Source organism: Tenacibaculum aiptasiae, assembly GCF_008806755.1.
GTDB lineage: Bacteria > Bacteroidota > Bacteroidia > Flavobacteriales > Flavobacteriaceae > Polaribacter > Polaribacter aiptasiae.
This window is the reverse complement of the sequence record NZ_WAAU01000014.1, coordinates 208,885-229,472: the sequence shown is the minus strand read 5'-3', so window position 1 is coordinate 229,472 and position 20,588 is coordinate 208,885. Positions and strand designations below refer to the sequence as shown.

Genomic DNA, 20,588 nt, shown 5'->3' with positions numbered 1-20,588 from the left:
AAATTGCAAGCAATCAAACAAAACATTATTAAACAAGGTACTAATATTATCTTGTATAATGATAAATCGAAAGCAGAAATCTCTCTAATTAACGGAGGAAGTTTAATTCAATTAACGTTAAACAACTCAATCATTATTAAAGATTTTTCTAACATAGTAACATATAAAGATTCATATGCATCAGCAATTTTATTTCCTTTTGCAAATAGAATCTTAAATGGCGAATATGAATATTTAAATCAGAAATATCAACTAGAAAAAAATTCTTCTTGTAACACAAATGCCATACATGGTTTAATATATAATAAACCTTTTGAACTTACCTCAAAAGAAAACAGTAAACATTCTGTTTCAGCCACTTTAACTTACAAGCAAGAAACTAAAGAAAATGGATTTCCTTTTCTATTCTCTATTTCGATAACATATACGCTATCTAACAATCAACTAGATTTAAATGTAACTATCAACAACAATGATAACTCATCATTCCCTTTTACCATCGGATGGCATCCTTACTTCTATTCTAAAGATATTACAAACAGTATTTTAGAAATAAATTCTGACAAGGAAATAATTCATGATCAGGAAATGATCCCTATAAAAACTGAAAACAACAAAACACCATATAAATTTAAAATTGGAAATAAAAAGCTAGACAATTGCTACTTACTAAAAAACAACTTCATCGGATTTAAAACCCCTGACTATCTGCTAAAGATAACTTCCTCTTTTAATAACAATTATATACAAATTTATACTCCAAACTTAGAAAACCATATCGCTATAGAACCTATTACAGGTCCTTCTAATAGCTTTAACAACAAATTAGGACTACAAACTTTACCTTCTAAGGAAGAGTTTGATATTCAATGGACAATTCAATTAAAAAATGAATAATTTAAAATACATAACAGCACTTACTTTGGTTCTTGTTTTACTAAGCTGTAACTCAAAACAAAAAACCGATTCAAGAAAAATATCCAAGCATACCAATATGTACGCAAACATTCTTGACTATAAGATAAGTCCTCTACAAAAATTTGACAAAGAAGGACTAATGTTTTCAGATCAAGGAGCTTGGTTTGCCTATAGCTTCCATAAAAAAACAGGTGAATCAATAGGTTTTAGCGGACCTTTTTTAATGACACAACAAAATGGAGTATGGCTAACAAACTCATTCACAGATTTAATCATTATTGAAAATGATAATCACCCTAAGAGTTTTAAAAACACAGATTACAATGCTTACACAAGTCATCTAGAGCAAACTTTTAGCTCTGAGGAATTAGAAGTTACTCAAAAACTTGTTTTTAAAAGCGGACATACAACTTTAATCGAAACAACCATAAAAAACAATTCAAAGAAGGAGAAAGATTTATCATTGAAATGGGGACAATCACCAATATTAGCTGATGGAATTTCTTTTGAACTTGAAAAGAATGAATTAAAAATAAACTCAACTAATTCTTTAGCAAAAGGACACCTTATATTCCCAAAAGACGTTGAAATAAAACTAATAGACAGCCTACATTATCAAGCCCACAATAAATTGAGTTTAAAACCAAACGAAAAAAAATCGTTTGTAATTTCTCAATCCTTTATTTTCCCAGAATATTCATGGGATAAAGAAAAAAACAACATTAAAAACGCTGATTTTGAAGAAGTCTTACAAAAGAGAAAAAAAGATAAAGAAACACAACTAGCTTTATTAATAAAAAATAGTAAAAAACAATTTCAAGATAGCATTTACAACAAAGCATTAATTAAAGCACATTTAACTTTACAAAACAATTGGCGCATACCAGCTGGAGAAATTAAACACGAAGGCTTATTCCCTAGTTATCACTATAAATGGTTTAATGGTTTTTGGTCTTGGGATTCTTGGAAACATGCTGTTGGATTATCATATTACGACACAAAACTTGCCAAAGAACAAATGAGATTAATGTTTCATTTTCAAAAAGATGATGGTTTTATTGTTGATTGCGTTTTTAGAGACACTTTGATAGAAAAACATAATTATCGCGACACCAAACCTCCACTTTCAGCATGGGCTGTTTCTAAAATCTATAACAAAGACAAGGATATTGAATTCGTTAAAGAATTTTATCCTAAGCTAAAAAAATATCACCAATGGTGGTACAACAAAAGAGACCATGACAAAGACGGACTTTGCGAATACGGATCTACAGACGGAAGTTTAATTGCTGCAAAATGGGAAAGCGGTATGGACAACGCTATACGATTTGACAATTCTAAAATTTTAAAAAATGAAGAAGGTGCTTATTCTTTAGACCAAGAAAGTGTTGACTTAAACGCATATCTTTATGCTGAAAAAATATATTTAAGTCAATTAGCAACCGAATTAAAACTCACTGAGGAAAGTCAGCAATTTATTACAGAAGCCAACAAATTAAAAACTAAAATTCAGGAGCAATTTTACGATAAAAATGATGGTTGGTTTTACGACACTAACTTAGAAGGAACAACTTTTATTAAAGGAGAAGGAAGTGAAGGCTGGACTGCTTTATGGGCAAATGCAGCTACACAAGAACAAGCAAAAGCAGTAAAAAATAAAATGATGAACACCACTAAGTTTTACACAAAAGTTCCTTTTCAAACTATGAGTGCTGATCATCCTAAATTTGACCCTTTAAAAGGATACTGGAGAGGACCTAATTGGCTAGACCAATCTTACTTTGGCGTAAAAAGCTTACGCAATTATGGTTTTCATTCAGAAGCAGATAAAGCTACTATTCAAATTTTAAAAGGAGCAAAAGGCTTATTAGAAGATGGTAAATCGATTAGAGAAAATTACCATCCTTTAACAGGAAAAGGCTTACATGCTAAAAACTTTAGCTGGAGCGCTGCACATATTATTATGCTATTACAAAAAGACTAATGGACTACAATCAAATAAAAATATCGACTCAGCAAGCTGAAGAAATTCTTTTAGAACTTTTTAATATAAAAGGAACAGCAACTTCACTACCTGGTGAAGTAGATTTTAATTTCAGGATAAAAGTAGAAAACAACGAAGGTTATGTATTAAAAATATCTCGTCCTGAAGAAGATATAAACTATTTAGATTTTCAGCAAAAATTATTACAACACGTAGATAATAACACAACAAGTCTAATCACTCCAAAAGTAATAGAGGATAGAAATGGAAATGCTATTTCTGAGATTACAGATAGCTTTGGTAAAACACGAAAAGTACGTTTACTTACATGGATTTCAGGAAGAGTATGGAGCAGTGTAAATCCCCAATTAGACGAATTAAGATTAAGTTTAGGAAAACAATGTGGCTTATTAACACAAGCACTACAAGGATTTAATCATCCAAAAGCTCATAGAAAATTTGATTGGGATGTTGCTCAATCATTATGGACAAAAGAACATTTAGAATTGTTTTCTGAAAAAGAAAAAGAAATCCTTAACACATTTCAACAACAATTTGAAACTGTTCAATCAACTTATACAAAACTTCGAAAAGCAGTAGTTCACAACGATGCTAACGATAATAACGTTATTGTTTCCAACAATAAATTAAATCCTACTGTAAAAGCTGCTATAGATTATGGAGATTCTGTCTACACTCAAATCATAAACGATTTAGCCATTAGTTGTGCTTATTGTATTATGCATCACAACGATCCCTTAACAGCAGCTATACCCATTGTAAAAGGTTACCATTCTTCTTTTCAGTTACAAGAGGATGAACTTACACATCTGTATATCGCTATAGCTATGCGATTAGTAATATCCGTAACAAAATCGGCTATCAACAAACAAAAAGAGCCAGACAACGAATATCTATTAATTAGCGAAAAACCTGCTTGGGAGTTACTTAAAAAATGGAAAAACATTCATCCAGATTTTGCTGAATATACTTTTAGAAATAGTTGTGGCTACACAGCACACCCACAACAAAATCAATTTGAAAACTGGGCTACTGAAAACACATTCAATTTATCAGATTTATTCCCCACTATAAATAAAAACATTGTACATCCTCTAGATTTAAGTGTATCTAGTAAGTGGATTGGACATCAACAAGATTTTAACAACTTAGAGTTATTTCAATTCAAATTAAATCAATTACAAAAAACAGTTCCAAGCAAAATTATTGCAGGAGGCTATTTAGAACCACGTCCTATCTACACCTCAACAGAATATGATAGCATTGGAAATTATGGTAGAGAAAGCAGAACAATTCATTTAGGAATAGATTATTGGCTATCTGCAAACACAGCTGTCCATGCTATTTTAGATGGTGAAGTTATAATAGCCACAAACAATTCTGGTGATAAAGAATATGGAGGTTTAGTTGTTTTAAAACATCAAATTAATGAATTAGAATTCTATACATTATATGGTCATTTAACAGTTAAGAGTGCAACAAAGCACAACTTAGGTGACATCATAAAGAAAGGAGAAAAAATAGCAGAATTAGGAGACCATCCAGAAAACGGAAACTGGGCTCCTCATTTACACTTCCAAATAATGTTATCGTTATTTGATTATAAAAACGATTTTCCAGGCGTAGCATACTTCAGCCAAATAGAAATTTGGAAAAGTATTTGCCCAAACCCTAACTTGTTATTTAAATCAGAGGCTTTAGAAGAAATAACAACAATTGATAACGAGTCGTTAATTTCCTACAGAAAACAACACTTAGGAAAAGGATTAAGCTTACAATACAACACTCCTATAAAAATGGTTCGAGGAGCTGGCCAGTATTTAATGGATCAATATGGTCGTAAATACTTAGACACTGTTAACAATGTAGCTCATGTAGGCCATGAACATTATGAAGTTGTTAAGGCTGGACAAAATCAAATGGCACTTATAAATACGAATTCAAGGTATTTGCATGAAAACATAAACGAACTAGCTAAAGAACTTATTGAAACTTTACCTCCAGAATTAAATGTTTTACACTTTGTAAATTCTGGAAGCGAGGCAAATGAATTAGCAATCCGTATGGTCAAAGCTGCTACAGGCGCAAGAGATATTATTGCTAGCGAAATTGGATACCACGGAAATGCTAATATGTGCATTGATATATCTTCTTATAAATTTGATGGAAAAGGAGGCGAAGGAGCACCAGAGCACACCCATATATTTCCACTACCTGATGCTTTTAGAGGAAAATACAGAGGTACAAAAACAGGAGATAAATATGCTGAAGAGGTACAAAAACAAATAGATATAGTTCACAAAAAAGGACGTAAAGTAGGAGCTTTTATAATAGAACCTATTATTTCTTGTGGAGGACAAATAGAACTACCTGAAGGGTTCTTAGAAAAAGCATACAACAATATCAGAAAAGCTGGAGGATTATGCATTTCAGATGAAGTTCAAGTAGGATGCGGGCGCCTAGGAAAAACCTTCTGGGGCTTTCAACTTCACAACGTAATTCCAGATATCGTAACTATAGGTAAACCTTTAGGCAACGGACATCCACTTGCTGCTGTTGCTTGTACACAAGAAGTTGCAAATAAATTTGCTAATGGCATGGAGTATTTCAACACTTTTGGTGGCAACCCTGTTTCTTGCGCTATAGGAACAGAAGTACTTAGAACTGTAAAAAGAGAGAAACTTCAAGAAAATTCTTTAAACGTAGGTAACTACCTAAAAGAGGAATTAAAAAAACTAGCTAAGGAATTTCCCATTATAGGGGATGTACGAGGACAAGGTTTATTCTTAGGTTTTGAATTAACTGATATCGAATTAAACCCTTTACCAGAACAAACTGATTACTTAGCAAATCGTATGAAAGAACACGGTATTTTAATGAGTACTGATGGACCAGATTATAATGTATTAAAAATAAAACCTCCAATTGTATTTACCAAGGAGAATGCTAAAGAGTTGATACATTATTTACAATTGATTTTTAAAGAGGATTTCATGCAACTTTAACAAACAATACTAACATCATGACTAAAAAATATCTAATCATATTATTAACCTCCTTTTTATGGAGCTGCAAAAGTGAAATTCTAGAAGAAGTTCCTAAACAAAAGAATCATTTCAATCATCAAATATTTGAAGAAAATAAACTTCCTCCTCGTGCTTCATTTTTTGCTTTTGAATCGGACGACATTAAAGAAAAGGAAAATTCAACACGCTTTATAAACTTAAATGGCAATTGGAAATTTCATTGGACAAAAAATCCACAAGAAAGACCCACCACTTTCCACAATATCAATTTCAATGATAATCATTGGAGTACTATTAAAGTTCCAGCAAATTGGGAAGTTGAAGGTTATGGAAATCCAATATATCTAGACGAACGTTATCCTTTCACTACAAAATGGCCAGAAGCTCCTAAGGATTACAATCCTGTTGGAACATACCGAAAAACGATAACATTAGACAAGAACTTTTTAAAGGAAGATATTATCCTTCATTTTGCAGGAGCTAAGTCAGCAATGTACGTGTATATAAACGGAAAATACGTAGGCTATTCGCAAGGAAGCAAAACTCCTGCTGAGTTTAATATAACCTCTTATTTAAAAGAAGGCAAAAATACTATAGCATTGCAAATGTTTAGATGGAGTGATGCTAGCTATTTAGAAAGCCAAGATATGTTGAGAATGAGTGGTATTGAAAGAGATGTGTACTTATATTCTCAACCTAAAGTATTTATTTCAGATTACCATATCAAAACCACTTTGGACGATTCTTATAAGCATGGAATTTTTGACGGAACTGTTTCTATAACCAACAACACAGATATTCTGGTTAATCAAAATTTAGTAGTCCAATTACTTGACAAAAATAATGCTATTGTATATTCAAGTAAAGAAATTAAAATACCCGCAAATTCAACAGTTCAAATTACTACTAAAAAGGTTGTTAAAAACATAAAGTCTTGGTCTGCCGAATCACCTAATTTATATGATTTGAGAATATCATTGAATTACAATCAATTTATCAATAAACATGTTGGCTTCAAACGTGTAGAAATTAAAAAGTCACAAATTCTTATAAACGGTAAACCAGTTTATTTTAAAGGAGTAGACAGACATGAGACAGACCCTTTTACTGGGCACGTAATATCTAAAACATCTATGCTAAAAGATATTACACTTATGAAACAAAACAATATAAATGCAGTACGTTCATCACACTACCCTAACGATCCATATTGGTTAGACTTATGTGACAAATATGGTTTATATGTAATAGATGAAGCAAATATTGAAAGCCATCCTTTAGCTATTAATAAAGAAACTCAAATAGGAAATGAGATGAGTTGGTTACCTGCTCATATGGCTCGTACCAAACGCATGTACTACCGAGACAGAAATCATCCATCTATTTATTCTTGGTCTTTAGGTAATGAAGCAGGAGAAGGTGACGTTTTTAAAACAACCTATAAATGGTTAAAAGCACAAGACGATAATAGGATTGTACAATACGAACCAGCAGGCAAAGAAGATTATACCGATATTTATTGCCCAATGTATCCAAAACCAGAATATTTAATCAATCACGGGAAATCAAATTCCAAAAAACCATCAGTAATGATTGAATACTGTCATGCTATGGGAAATTCTGTAGGTAACTTACAAGACTACTGGGATATTATTGAAAAATACCCAAATCTTCAAGGTGGATATATTTGGGATTGGGTAGATCAAAGTTTAGAATACAAAGATAAAAACGGGAATCCATATTTAGCTTATGGACATGATTATCACCCAAATCTACCTACTGATGGTAACTTTTTAAACAATGGTTTGGTAGACCCTTATCGCAATCCTCACCCACATTTATCTGAAGTTAAAAAAGTATATGAGCCTGCACATTTTGAATATTTAGATAATAAAGAAATAAAACTCACCAATAAAAACTTCTTTGCAGATTTTTCAGACAAAATAATTTCTTTTGAGTTATTAGAAAATGGGAAGGTTGTCAATAAAAAAGAATTAACCGATATCAATGCTCAACCTCAAGAAAGTATCATTTTAAAAATAGACAGAAAAAACTTTCCTAAGTTTCATTCGAAATCAGAATATATTATACGTGTAAGTTTACATCAAAAAGAAAGTAAAGGCTTACTTCCTAAAAATCACGAAATAGCTTGGGATGAATTTATTATTCAAGAAGCATCAAAAGAACAAACACCTCTTTTAGAGTTCACAGAAACAAATAAACCTGAAGCTACTCCAATTGAGATAATTAATAACGACATTATTGAAGTTAAAAACAATAAATTCAATTTAAAACTCAATGCTAAAACAGGAGAAATTGTTTCTTGGCATTTTGAAAACATTCTAATTACAAATCATCCTATAAAACCTAATTTTTGGCGACCACCAACAGATAATGATTTAGGAAATGGAATGGATAAATGGGCTAAGATTTGGCAAAATGCTAGTTACAAATACACATCAAGCTTAACATCAATTCCAAAAGTTATAAATAATAATGCTGTTTTTGAAGTAGCATACTCAACTCCTAAAAATGAAGCAATAACAAAAGTTAAGTACACCATATCGCCAAAAGGTCAATTAACTATTAACTATTACTTCAAACCTAATAAAAAAGAATTACCAAACATTCCAAGACTAGGTATATATTTAACCTTACCTAATAATTTCACAGATATTTCTTGGTATGGAAAAGGTCCTGAAGAAAGTTATTGGGATCGTAAAACAGGGCAAAAAACAGGAATTTATTCAGGTAAAATCGATACACAATTTGAACGTTATTCGCGCCCCCAAGAAACAGGAAATAAATCGGACATTCGATGGGCAAAATTATCTTCTGATAGATTAACTCTTCATCTAGAAAGTAATGATTTATTAAATACCAGTGCATGGCCTTTTTCAATGTCTGAAATAGATTTTAGCAGTGAAGAAGCAGGAAAATCAGCTTCTGGACTAGTACCAGTAACTAAAAAGCATGGAGCAGATATTAAAATAGGAAACACTGTGCAATGGAATATTGACTATTTACAAATGGGTGTTGGAGGAGATACTTCTTGGGGACGTTTGGTTCATCCTGAATATACCATTCCAGCAAATAAAAATTATACTTATACCTTTACAATTCAACCTCTAAAAAAATAACACATGCAGTTTATCACATTTCTAGGATTCACAATTCTTGTTGCAATTATTTCTTACCTGAAAACAAGAAAAACTAACGAAAACACTTCCGATGGGTACTTTCTTGGAGGAAGAAGTTTAACTGCAGGCGTTATTGCAGGTTCATTATTACTTACAAACCTATCTACCGAACAAATTGTTGGACTAAACGGATCAGCATACGAAAGTGGATTATCGGTAATGGTATGGGAAACTTTAGCAGCAATTGCCATGATTGTAACCGCTATGTTTTTACTTCCTAGATATTTAAAAGGAGGATTAACAACAATTCCTCAATTTTTATCAGAACGTTTCGACGTAGCTACAAAAACATGGACTTCTATCCTATTCTTAACAGGGTATGTTGTGGTCTTATTACCTGTAATTTTATATTCAGGTTCATTAGCTATTAGTGGTATGTTTAACATTCCAGAGTTGTTAAATGTTTCACACACACAATCTATTTGGATTTGTGTTTGGGGAATTGGAATTATTGGCTCTATATACGCTGTATTTGGAGGACTAAAAGCTGTAGCTGTTTCTGATACTATTAATGCTATTGGTTTACTTATAGGAGGATTATTAATCCCTATCTTCGGATTAATAATGATTGGAGATGGTAGTTTTTTTGATGGAATTTCCATTTTAACTACAGAAAACCCAGAGAAATTTAAATCCATGGGAGGACCAACTGACCCAGTTCCTTTTTACACCATTTTTACTGGAATGATGTTAGTTCAATTGTTTTATTGGGGAACTAACCAACAAATAATTCAGAGAGCTTTAGCTGCTAAAAACTTAGAAGAAGGACAAAAAGGATTATTATTAGCTTCTTTTATAAAAATACTAGGTCCTTTAATAGTAGTATTACCTGGATTAATCGCTTTTCATTTATTTAATGGTAGTTTAGAAAATCCGGATGATGCTTACCCTATGCTAGTAAATAAAGTGTTACCAAAAGCTTGGGTTGGATTTTTTGCAGCAGTATTGTTTGGAGCTATTTTAAGTTCCTTCAATAGTGTTTTAAATAGTGCTGTAACGTTATTCGGGATAGATGTTTACAAACAACACATAAACAAAGATGCTAACGAAAAAACAGTTGTAAAATACGGTAAATTATTTGGAGTCATTTTAGCTTTTGCTGCCATGTTTATAGCTCCTTTAATAGCTAATGCTGGAAGTCTATTTAAATATTTACAAGAAGTAAATGGTATTTATAGCATCCCTATTTTAACTATCATAGTTGTTGGTTTCTTAACCAAAAGAGTTCCTGCTATAGCAGCCAAAATAGGTTTAATATCAGGTTGTCTATTATACATTCTAAGCCAATTCTTTTTACAGCCTTATTTTGTAGATAATGCCTTAGCAAAAGCCAAAACCTCAGGTATTGTTGACACAGCTGAACTAGCCTTAGTAAAAGCTAATGCATATCCACATTTTTTAGACATCATGGCTATTCTATTTTTATTAAATGTAGGAATCATGTTAATTATAGGAAAACTAAAACCAAGAACAGAAGATTTTGTTCAAAAATACACGGAACAAGTAGACATAAAACCTTGGAAATATGTAAAACAAGTGGGACTTATCATATGTCTAATTGTAATTGGAGTATATATATATTTTGCATAAATGAATCAGTCATTAAAAGAACAAGTACAGCAAGAGTTCTTAAATTACTTTAAGACAGAACCTTTATTAGTTTTTTCTCCAGGAAGAATTAATTTAATTGGAGAACATACCGATTACAATGAAGGTTTTGTATTTCCAGCTGCCATAGACAAAGGTATTTATACTGCAATTCAACAATCTGAAACAAATAAAAGTACTATTGTTGCTTTAGACAAAAATGAGCAATATGAATTTACCACAAGTTCTGTTTCTCCTCTTACAACTAATGGATGGCAAAATTATATTTTGGGTGTTGTAAGCGAAATTCAGCAAAAAGGAAAAATAGTTCCTAATTTTAATCTGGTATTCTCTGGAGATATTCCTTTTGGAGCAGGTTTATCATCTTCTGCCGCACTGGAAAACAGTGTTGTTTTTGGGTTAAATGAAGTATTTCAACTTCAATTAACAAAACAAGAAATGATTTTTATTTCACAACAGGCCGAACATAATTTTGTTGGTGTTAAATGTGGAATTATGGATCAATACGCATCCATGTTTGGTCTAAAAAACAAAGCCTTGCATTTGGATTGTAGAACACTTGATGCAACAATACATACAGCTAATTTTGAAAACCATGAGTTTATCCTAATCAATACAAATGTAAAACATTCATTAGCTGATAGTGCATACAACAAAAGGCGTGCTGTGTGTGAAAACATATCTAAATTATTAAACAAATCTAGTCTAAGAGATATTAAAGAGCATGATTTAATTACTATAAAAGATAAAATCTCTTTAGAAGAATATGAACAAGCTCTGTATGTAATTCAAGAAAACAAACGTACATTACAAGCTATAAAATCATTAGAAACTGATAATGTATCAAAATTCGGAAGCTTACTTTTCGAATCTCATGAAGGACTTTCAAAACAATATAAAGTAAGTTGCCCTGAATTAGATTTTTTAGTTCATAAAGCACAAAAACATCCTTCGGTAATAGGTGCTAGAATGATGGGAGGCGGATTTGGCGGTTGTACAATCAACCTAATTAAAACCTCAGAAAAAGAAGCTTTCTTAACACAAATACAACAAGAATATGCACAAAAATTCAAACACAACTGTACTATTTACAAAGTAAATTTATCCAACGGAACACAAATAATATAACATATAAAATGAAGAAACTAATTTTAATCGCCTTTGTACTTATAGGTATTTCTTGTCAAAAAGAAACCAAAAAAACATCGGAAGCTACAGATAAAAAAGAAATTTTGATTATCATGAAATCTCAAGAGAAAGCATGGTCAAATCATGATTTAGAGGGATTCATGCAAGGATATTGGAAAAATGATTCTTTAAAATTTTATGGCAGTAGTGGCTTAACATATGGCTGGAATAAAACATTAGCTAATTACAAAAAAGGATACCCTACAAAAGATCACAGTGGTACTTTAAAATTTAAGGTTAACGATATTAGCAAAATAAATAACAACGCTTATTTTGTTATGGGAGAATATCATTTAACACGTCCAGTTGGTAATGCCAATGGAGTATTTATGATTATCTTCAAAAAAATAAATGGTGAATGGAAAATTATTGCAGATACTTCTTGTTAAAATATGAATTCACATTTAGATAATTACTCGCATAAACGTTATAACATTTTAACTGGTGAGTGGGTATTAGTTTCACCACATAGAGCAAAACGTCCATGGCAAGGCCAAGAGGAAGATACAACTCAAAATAAAAGACCAACGTACGATCCTAGTTGTTATTTATGCCCAGGTAATACCCGCGCTAACGGAGAACAAAACCCAAACTATAAAGACACCTATGTTTTTACTAATGACTTCGCTGCTTTACAAAATGAAACACCTAATTTTTCTATAGATGAAGGATTACTAAAAGCTGAATCTGAAAAAGGAATTTGTAAAGTAATTTGTTTTAGCTCGGACCACTCAAAAACATTAGCCGACATGGATAAAAATGCCATTGAAAAAGTGGTTTCACTATGGCAAAAAGAATATTCGGAGTTAAGTAAATTAGACTTCATTAACTATGTTCAAATTTTTGAAAATAAAGGAGCTGTTATGGGCTGTAGCAACCCCCATCCTCACGGTCAAATATGGGCACAATCTAGCATTCCAAATGAGGTTAATAAAAAAGACAATCAGCAGAAACAGTATTTCAACATTAACAAAAGTTCGTTACTAGAAAACTATTTAAAACAAGAACTAGAAAAAAATGAACGTATTTTATTTGAAAACGAAAATTTCGTAGTTATAATTCCTTTTTGGGCAATTTGGCCATACGAAACAATGATAATTCCTAAAAAGCAACAAGCAAATATTAGTCTGTTAACGTCAAAAGAACGAATAGACTTTGCTGAAGCTATTTCTAAGATTACAAGTGCATACGACAAGCTTTTTAATTGCTCTTTTCCTTACTCAAGTGGTATACATCAAGCCCCTTGTAACAATCAAAATAACGAGTATTGGCATTGGCACATGAGCTTTTACCCCCCTCTACTTCGTAGTGCTAGTGTAAAAAAATTTATGGTTGGATATGAAATGTTTGGAATGCCACAAAGAGACATAACTGCAGAAAGTGCTGCTGATAGTTTAAAAAAATTAATCTTTTAACCTCTTTAAAAACAAGACCTAAATAGATTATTAAAAAAAACAACAATTAAATTTGGTTTTCTAAAATTAATTTTCAAGATTTGTCCCGTACAACAAAAACAAAACAAACAATGTTACAAAACATTTGGCAAGGTTTCTATTTTTACTTTTATTTTTTCAATAAGAGTTGAGGCTTTGTACCATATTGTTAACACAAAATAATATCCAATAAAGTCTCGAATTTCGAGGCTTTTTTTTATGTCTAAAATGAAGAAAAAAATAGCCATACAAGGAGCAGAAGGTTCAAATCATCATAAGGTAGCTCGTGATTTTTACGGAGATAACGTAAACTTACAAGAGTGCTTATCATTTGATACATTAGTAAATAGCTTGTTAGATAAAACTTCTGACAAAGGAATTATGGCTATTGAAAATACTATTGCAGGTTCAATAATTCCAAACTATGCCTTAATTGATGCTAATAATCTTCATATTTCTGGAGAAGAATATTTAAATATTCATCATCATCTAATGGCGCTACCAGGGCAGCAAATTGAAGACATTAAAGAAGTATGTTCACACCCAATGGCTCTATTACAATGTAAGGAGTTTTTCAAAAAACACCCACATATAAAATTAGTTGAAGACGTTGATACTGCTGAGGTTGCTAAAAGGATTTCAAAAAATAAATTAGAAGGGGTAGCTGCAATCGCACCCAAATTAGCTGCTGATATTTTTGGCTTAGAAGTTATAGAAGATGAAATTCAAACGATGAAGGCAAATTCAACTCGTTTTGTCATTATCCAAACAGAAAAACCAAACAATGGAATAGATCAAATCAATAAAGCTTCTTTAAAATTTCAATTAGATCATAAAAGAGGAAGTTTAGCAGCTATTTTAAATGTATTAAGTGATTGTAAAATGAACCTAACTAAAATACAATCTTTACCAGTAATAGAAACACCTTGGAAGTATTCATTTTTTGTTGATGTTACTTTTGACGACTATAAAGACTACGAAAAAGCAGTTGCTATTATAAAAATTATGGCTTCTGAATTCAAAGTTTTAGGAGCATATAAAAATGGAAGAAAATGATTAAAGCAGCAAATAGACTAAATACTGTACAGGAATACTACTTCTCTAAAAAATTGAGAGAAGTAAGAGAATTGGCTGCGTCAGGTAAACCAATAATTAATATGGGAATTGGTAGCCCAGATTTGCAACCACCATCAAAAGTTATAAATGCAATTCAACAAAGTTTTAATGACGCTTCAGCACATAAATACCAGATTTACCAAGGCTTACCAGAATTAAGAACTGCTATCTCAGACTTCTACAAGCAAAAATTTAGAGTAAACTTAAACGCTGCTAATGAAATTTTACCTTTAATGGGAAGCAAAGAAGGAATTATGCATATTTCTATGGCTTTTTTAAATGAAGGAGATCAAGTATTAATTCCCAATCCAGGATACCCAACTTACACATCAGTAACAAAGTTAGTTGGAGCCGAACCTATTTTTTACCAATTAGAAGAAAATAATAATTGGCAACCAAATATTGATGCACTAGAAAAAATAGATTTAACTAATGTAAAAATAATGTGGATAAATTATCCACATATGCCAACTGGGACAAATGCTTTAAAAGAAACGTTTGAAAAGTTAGTTGCTTTTGGAAAAAAGCATAAAATCTTAATTGTGAATGATAATCCTTATAGTTTTATTTTAAACAATAATCCATTGAGTATTTTACAAGTTAATGGAGCAAAAGACATAGCTTTAGAATTAAACTCGTTAAGTAAAACGTTCAATATGGCAGGTTGGAGAGTTGGAATGGTTTTAGGTAATGCTAACTATATAGAACAAATTTTAAAGGTAAAAAGCAATATGGATTCTGGTATGTTTTACGGAATTCAAAAAGGAGCAATTGAAGCACTTCAACTATCAGATGATTGGTTTAAAAGCCAGAATAAAGAATACGAAGAAAGAAGAGAGTTGATTTTTAAAATAGCAGATAAATTAAACTGTACTTATAATAAAAACTCAACAGGATTATTTGTTTGGGCAAAGATTCCTGAAGGAAAAACATCTGAAGAAGTAACAGATATGATTTTATATGATAAAGATATTTTTATCACACCAGGAACAGTTTTTGGAAGTCAAGGAGAAGGATACATTCGCTTTTCATTATGTGTTTCAAAAGAAGTAATTAACAACGCACTGAATCGATTTTAAAAATGAATGTATTTGTAATAGGTATTGGATTAATTGGAGGAAGTATGGTATTGGATATAAAAAAACATTATCCAGAAGCAACTATATATGGAATTGACACCAACGAACAACATTTAGAAAAAGCAATTGAATTAGGTGTAGTAGACAAAAAAGCTACATTTAATGATATTGAAAATGCAGATATTGTAATTGTTTCTATTCCTGTAGATGTTCAATTACATATAATTCCGAAAGTATTAGATGCTGTTAACGACAATACATTAGTACTAGATGTGGGGTCTACAAAAGAAGATATTTGTCTTGCTTTAAAAGAACATCCAAAAAGAAGAAATTATTTAGCTACACACCCAATAGCTGGAACAGAATTTTCTGGACCTACTGCTGCACATAATGGTTTATTTGAAAAGAAAACTAATATTATTTGTGAAGTAGAAAAAACAGCTTTTAAGCTACAAGAAAAAGCATTGGAAATTTTTTCAAAATTAGGAATGCGCATACGTTATATGGACCCTAAATCACATGATAAACATATCGCTTATATGTCGCATTTATCGCACATAAGTTCTTTCATGTTAGGAAAAACTGTGATTGAAAAAGAAAAAAACGAACGTGACATTTTTGATATGGCTGGAAGCGGGTTTGCATCCACAGTTCGTTTAGCCAAAAGTTCACCTGCAATGTGGGCACCAATTTTTGAACAAAATAAAACTAATGTTATTGAAACATTAGACGAATATATAAACAACCTTCAGCAATTTAAAGAGCTGATGAAACAAAACGATTTTACTGAAATTTATAACGAAATGGAAAGTACAAATCACATAAAGCAAATTTTAAACGGCATAAAATAAGAAGCCAAAACAATAGAAAAATGGAAAATACAAAAGAATTAAAAACATGGTTGGATGATATGAAGCTTACGCATCCACTAGTAATAGCAGGGCCTTGTAGTGCAGAAACCGAGGAGCAGGTTTTGAAAATAGCACACGAATTAAAAGATTCTGATGTAAACTATTTCCGTGCCGGAATTTGGAAACCAAGAACTCGCCCAGGAAATTTTGAAGGAGTTGGTGCATTAGGCTTAAAATGGTTACAAAAAGTAAAAGCAGAAACGGGAATGAAAACCTGTACAGAAGTTGCAAATGCTGCACACGTAAAGCTAGCTTTAGAACATGATATTGATTTATTATGGATTGGAGCTCGTTCTACCGTATCACCTTTTATTATGCAAGAAATTGCAGATGCTTTACAAGGAACTGACAAAATAGTGTTGGTAAAAAACCCAGTAAATCCAGATTTAGCTTTATGGTTAGGAGGTATTGAAAGGTTATATACAGCAGGTATTAAAAATCTTGGAGCAATTCATAGAGGTTTTTCAACTTATGAAAAATCGAAATATAGAAATATTCCAGAATGGCAATTAGCTATTGAATTCCAAAACAGATTCCCTGACTTACCTTTAATATGTGATCCTTCTCATATTACAGGGAAAAGAGATATGGTTTTTGATGTATCACAAACAGCTTTAGATCTTAATTTTGATGGATTAATGATTGAAACTCACATCGATCCAGATAACGCATGGAGTGATGCTGCTCAACAAGTAACCCCAGCAACATTAATTCAAATGATGGAAGATTTAAAAATTAGAAAAGAAACAGAAACTGATTCAAGTTATAGAGAGTCTTTAGAAAGTTTACGTGCTCAAATTAATGTTGTTGATGATCAATTAATAGAATTGATGGGTAAAAGAATGAAAGTAGCAGACAAAATTGGTCTTTTGAAAAAAGAGAAAAATGTTGCTGTACTTCAATCGAGACGTTGGAATGAAATTTTAGGTAAAATGATACTAGAAGGTGAAGAACGAGGTCTAAGTGAAGAATTTGTTTTAAGAATGTTTAAGGCAATTCACCAAGAATCTATTAATCATCAAGAAAAGATTATCAAAGGATAATAATAAAAAAGGTTCTCGTAAAAACGAGAATCTTTTTTTTATGATTAATTCATATTTATTAGTTACTTTGCTGTATGACAGGAACGGTATATAAATCTACAGGAAGTTGGTATTGGGTGAAGTCTAATCAGATTTTATATAAATGCCGTATTAAAGGAAAATTCCGTATTAAAGGAATAAAAAGCACTAACCCTATTGCAGTTGGTGATAAGGTTGATTTTGACTTAGAAACAAAAAACAACGAAGAAACAGGAGTTATTAGTAATATACATGAGAGAGATAATTATATTGTAAGAAAATCAGTAAACTTATCTAAACAAACACATGTTATAGCAGCTAATATTGACCAAGTATTTTTACTTATTACAATAAACAACCCTCCTACTTTTACTACTTTTATTGACCGTTTTTTAGTAACTACTGAAGCTTATTCTATAAAAACAATTTTAGTTTTTAATAAAATTGATTCTTATGAAATAGAGCAACGTGCTGAAGTTTTATACTTAAAAGATATTTATGAAAAAATAGGGTATCAATGTATCGAAGTATCGGCTACTAAAGACATAAATGTAGATACTATTAAGAATCAAATGACTGGAAAAGTATCTATGTTTGCTGGACATTCTGGGGTTGGTAAAACAACTTTGGTAAATGCTATTGAGCCAGGTTTAGATTTAAAAACCAAAGAAATATCAGAACAGTATAAACAAGGAAAGCATACAACTACTTTTGCTGAAATGTTTGATTTAAGTTTTGATGCCAGAATTATAGATACTCCAGGAATCAAAGGTTTCGGTGTTGTAGATATGGAAAAAGATGAATTGGGTGATTATTTTCCCGAGTTTTTTGCATTAAAACAAGACTGTAAATTCAATAATTGTATACATATAAACGAACCTAAATGTGCGGTAAAAGATGCTTTAGAAGAAGATAAGATTTCTTGGTCTCGCTACAAAAGCTATATGCAAATTTTAGAAGGAGAAGAAGAGCATTACCGAACTGATATTTGGGAATAACCCCAAGCTACATACCCCAGTAATTTAAAAACATGAAAGCTGTAATTCAAAGAGTTTCAAAAGCTAGCGTTACAATTAACGAAGAAAAAGTTGCTAATATTCAAAAGGGATTATTAATTCTTGTTGGAATAGTTGAAAATGATACTAAAGAGGACATCGAATGGTTGTCTAAAAAAATTGCAAACCTTCGCATTTTCAATGACGAAAACGAAGTAATGAATAAATCATTAATAAATATAGCTGGTGAAGCCATAGTTGTAAGTCAGTTTACACTACAAGCATCTACAAAAAAAGGAAACCGACCAAGTTATATCAAAGCTGCAAAACCTGATATTGCTATTCCTATTTATGAACAGTTTATTCAACAAATTGAAAATGATTTAAATAAAAAAGTACAAACTGGTCAATTTGGTGCCGACATGAAGGTAGAATTATTAAACGATGGACCGGTAACTATTATTATTGACTCTAAAAATAAAGAATAAATTCCATGGAAAGTATTATTTTTTATTTACATTTGTTCTAAATAATTATTACAATCAAATATTAAAATCCTAAAAATGAAAAAAACAATTTTAGCAATTGCATTTGTTGCAATCGGAGCTGTTTCTTGTAAAACAGAGAAAAATAAAGTAACTGCTAACGAAGAGGTTAAAGAAGTAAAAAAAGTAGAAAACGTAATAAATTCTTACAAAGCTAACGTTGCTGAATCAACAGTAACTTGGAAAGGAAGTAAGCCAACTGGATCTCATAACGGAGTTGTTAGCTTAGAAAAAGGATTATTAGATATTGAAAACGGAGTTCTTAAATCAGGAGAATTTGTTATCAACATGAATTCTATTGTTTGCCAAGATTTAGAAGCAGGTAAAGGTAAAGAAGATTTAGAGGGTCACTTAAAAGCTGGAGACTTTTTTGATGTTGAAAAATTCCCAACGGCTAAGTTTGCTGTAACTAGTTCTGAAATGAAAGAAGGAAAGTTACATGTAACTGGAAACTTAACTTTAAAAGACGTTACTAAAAGCATAACTATTCCTGCTACAGTAACTGAAGCAGACGGAATGGCTACTTTTAAAAGTGATGTTTTTAGTATTGATAGAACTGACTTTGGTGTTACTTACAAGTCTAAGAAAATCGATGCTGCTTTAAAAGATAAATTCATTAACGACTTAATGGAAATTTCTTTTGATATTAAAGCTAAAAAATAGTTTTAAAAGCATAATAAAATAAAAAAGGGTTGACAGTGTCAACCCTTTTTTTATTTACACATTAATAAACTTTTCTACTTCAAATAAATCTTTAAAGTGTTTTAGTATTTTTTGAGTTACCTCTTCTTCTGAAACTTTTCTTCCTAATTCAACTTCCATTGAGGTAACAGCCTTTCCTCTGATTCCACAAGGAATAATATTATCAAAATACCCTAAATTGGCATTCACATTTAACGCAAAACCGTGCATTGTAACCCATCGACTTGCACGTATACCCATAGCACAAATTTTTCTAGCAAAAGGAGTTCCTACATCTAACCATACTCCAGTTTCTCCCTCACTGCGAGTTCCTTTTATACCATATTCAGCAATTGTTAGGATGATTGTCTCCTCTAACAATCGTAAATATTTATGTATATCAGTAAAAAAATTTTCTAAATCTAAAATAGGATATCCCACAATTTGGCCAGGTCCATGATAGGTAATATCTCCTCCTCTATTAATTTTATAAAAAGTAGCTTTTTTTTCTTTTAATTGACTTTCTGATAATAATAAGTTACTAATATCACCCGATTTACCTAATGTATAAACATGAGGATGCTCCACAAATAAAAAGTAGTTTGGTGTCTCTTTTTTCTCTATATTTTCCCTGTTTTTCCTCTTTAAAGAAACTATTTCATCTAGCAAATGAGTCTGATAATCCCATGTCTCTTTGTAATCTTTTTCCCCCAACTGATTGAGGATTATTTTTTTATTCATAAATTTGAGGTATATAACATGCTTCAAAGGTAGGGAAAAATAGCTTTAAGTTGTTATTATCTATATTAATCGACTAGACAA

Annotated in this window: 16 protein-coding genes; 15 read left to right on the top strand and 1 reads right to left on the bottom strand. The window is 31.3% G+C overall.

Annotated elements, in window-relative coordinates; genetic code table 11:
- The first annotated feature begins 3 nt into the window (after window positions 1-3).
- The 15 genes from F7018_RS10620 to F7018_RS10555 all read left to right on the top strand — a co-directional run bounded on the left by F7018_RS10620 (window position 4) and on the right by F7018_RS10555 (window position 19,748).
- Window positions 4-897 (top strand): aldose 1-epimerase, encoded by an 894-nt coding sequence (locus F7018_RS10620; protein WP_150900042.1) that lies wholly within the window; start codon window positions 4-6, stop codon window positions 895-897.
- Window positions 890-2,902, top strand: a complete 2,013-nt coding sequence (locus tag F7018_RS10615) for an MGH1-like glycoside hydrolase domain-containing protein (protein ID WP_150900041.1) — start codon at window positions 890-892, stop codon at window positions 2,900-2,902. Before F7018_RS10620 ends, F7018_RS10615 begins: the two co-directional genes overlap by 8 nt.
- A complete protein-coding gene (locus F7018_RS10610; protein WP_150900040.1) occupies window positions 2,902-5,928 on the top strand; it encodes an aminotransferase class III-fold pyridoxal phosphate-dependent enzyme in 3,027 nt (1,008 codons plus the stop codon). The genes F7018_RS10615 and F7018_RS10610 overlap by 1 nt, the downstream gene beginning before the upstream one ends.
- A 17-nt stretch (window positions 5,929-5,945) precedes the next feature.
- On the top strand, window positions 5,946-9,089 hold the full coding sequence (locus F7018_RS10605; RefSeq protein WP_150900039.1) for a glycoside hydrolase family 2 TIM barrel-domain containing protein: 3,144 nt from the start codon (window positions 5,946-5,948) through the stop codon (window positions 9,087-9,089).
- Window positions 9,090-9,092: 3 nt separating this feature from the next.
- Window positions 9,093-10,739, top strand: coding sequence for a solute:sodium symporter family transporter (locus F7018_RS18460; RefSeq protein ID WP_175578710.1), 1,647 nt, complete (start codon window positions 9,093-9,095; stop codon window positions 10,737-10,739).
- Window positions 10,740-11,885, top strand: a complete 1,146-nt coding sequence (gene galK, locus F7018_RS18455; protein ID WP_175578709.1) for a galactokinase — start codon at window positions 10,740-10,742, stop codon at window positions 11,883-11,885.
- A gap of 8 nt (window positions 11,886-11,893) precedes the next feature.
- Window positions 11,894-12,334 (top strand): YybH family protein, encoded by a 441-nt coding sequence (locus F7018_RS10595; protein WP_150900038.1) that lies wholly within the window; start codon window positions 11,894-11,896, stop codon window positions 12,332-12,334.
- Window positions 12,335-12,337: 3 nt separating this feature from the next.
- Window positions 12,338-13,360: a UDP-glucose--hexose-1-phosphate uridylyltransferase gene (locus F7018_RS10590; protein ID WP_150900037.1), complete on the top strand. Its 1,023-nt coding sequence runs from the start codon at window positions 12,338-12,340 to the stop codon at window positions 13,358-13,360.
- Between the two features lie 246 nt (window positions 13,361-13,606).
- Complete coding sequence (locus tag F7018_RS10585) at window positions 13,607-14,434, top strand: prephenate dehydratase (RefSeq protein WP_150900036.1); 828 nt, start codon at window positions 13,607-13,609, stop codon at window positions 14,432-14,434.
- Window positions 14,431-15,573 carry a pyridoxal phosphate-dependent aminotransferase gene (locus tag F7018_RS10580; RefSeq protein WP_150900035.1) on the top strand — a complete coding sequence of 381 codons (1,143 nt, stop codon included), beginning with the start codon at window positions 14,431-14,433 and terminating at the stop codon, window positions 15,571-15,573. Before F7018_RS10585 ends, F7018_RS10580 begins: the two co-directional genes overlap by 4 nt.
- A 2-nt stretch (window positions 15,574-15,575) precedes the next feature.
- Window positions 15,576-16,424 (top strand): prephenate dehydrogenase, encoded by an 849-nt coding sequence (locus tag F7018_RS10575; RefSeq protein WP_150900034.1) that lies wholly within the window; start codon window positions 15,576-15,578, stop codon window positions 16,422-16,424.
- Window positions 16,425-16,444: 20 nt separating this feature from the next.
- Entirely contained in the window at window positions 16,445-17,527 is a 1,083-nt protein-coding gene (locus F7018_RS10570) for a bifunctional 3-deoxy-7-phosphoheptulonate synthase/chorismate mutase type II (RefSeq protein WP_150900033.1), read from the top strand.
- Window positions 17,528-17,601: 74 nt separating this feature from the next.
- Window positions 17,602-18,543 carry a ribosome small subunit-dependent GTPase A gene (gene rsgA, locus F7018_RS10565; protein ID WP_150900032.1) on the top strand — a complete coding sequence of 314 codons (942 nt, stop codon included), beginning with the start codon at window positions 17,602-17,604 and terminating at the stop codon, window positions 18,541-18,543.
- Window positions 18,544-18,575: 32 nt separating this feature from the next.
- A complete protein-coding gene (gene dtd, locus F7018_RS10560) occupies window positions 18,576-19,028 on the top strand; it encodes a D-aminoacyl-tRNA deacylase (protein ID WP_150900031.1) in 453 nt (150 codons plus the stop codon).
- A gap of 75 nt (window positions 19,029-19,103) precedes the next feature.
- Window positions 19,104-19,748, top strand: a complete 645-nt coding sequence (locus F7018_RS10555; RefSeq protein WP_150900030.1) for a YceI family protein — start codon at window positions 19,104-19,106, stop codon at window positions 19,746-19,748.
- Window positions 19,749-19,802: 54 nt separating this feature from the next.
- On the opposite strand, the gene lipB is transcribed toward F7018_RS10555, so the two are convergent.
- Window positions 19,803-20,507, bottom strand: coding sequence for a lipoyl(octanoyl) transferase LipB (lipB, locus tag F7018_RS10550; protein ID WP_150900029.1), 705 nt, complete (start codon window positions 20,505-20,507; stop codon window positions 19,803-19,805).
- Window positions 20,508-20,588 lie beyond the last annotated feature (81 nt).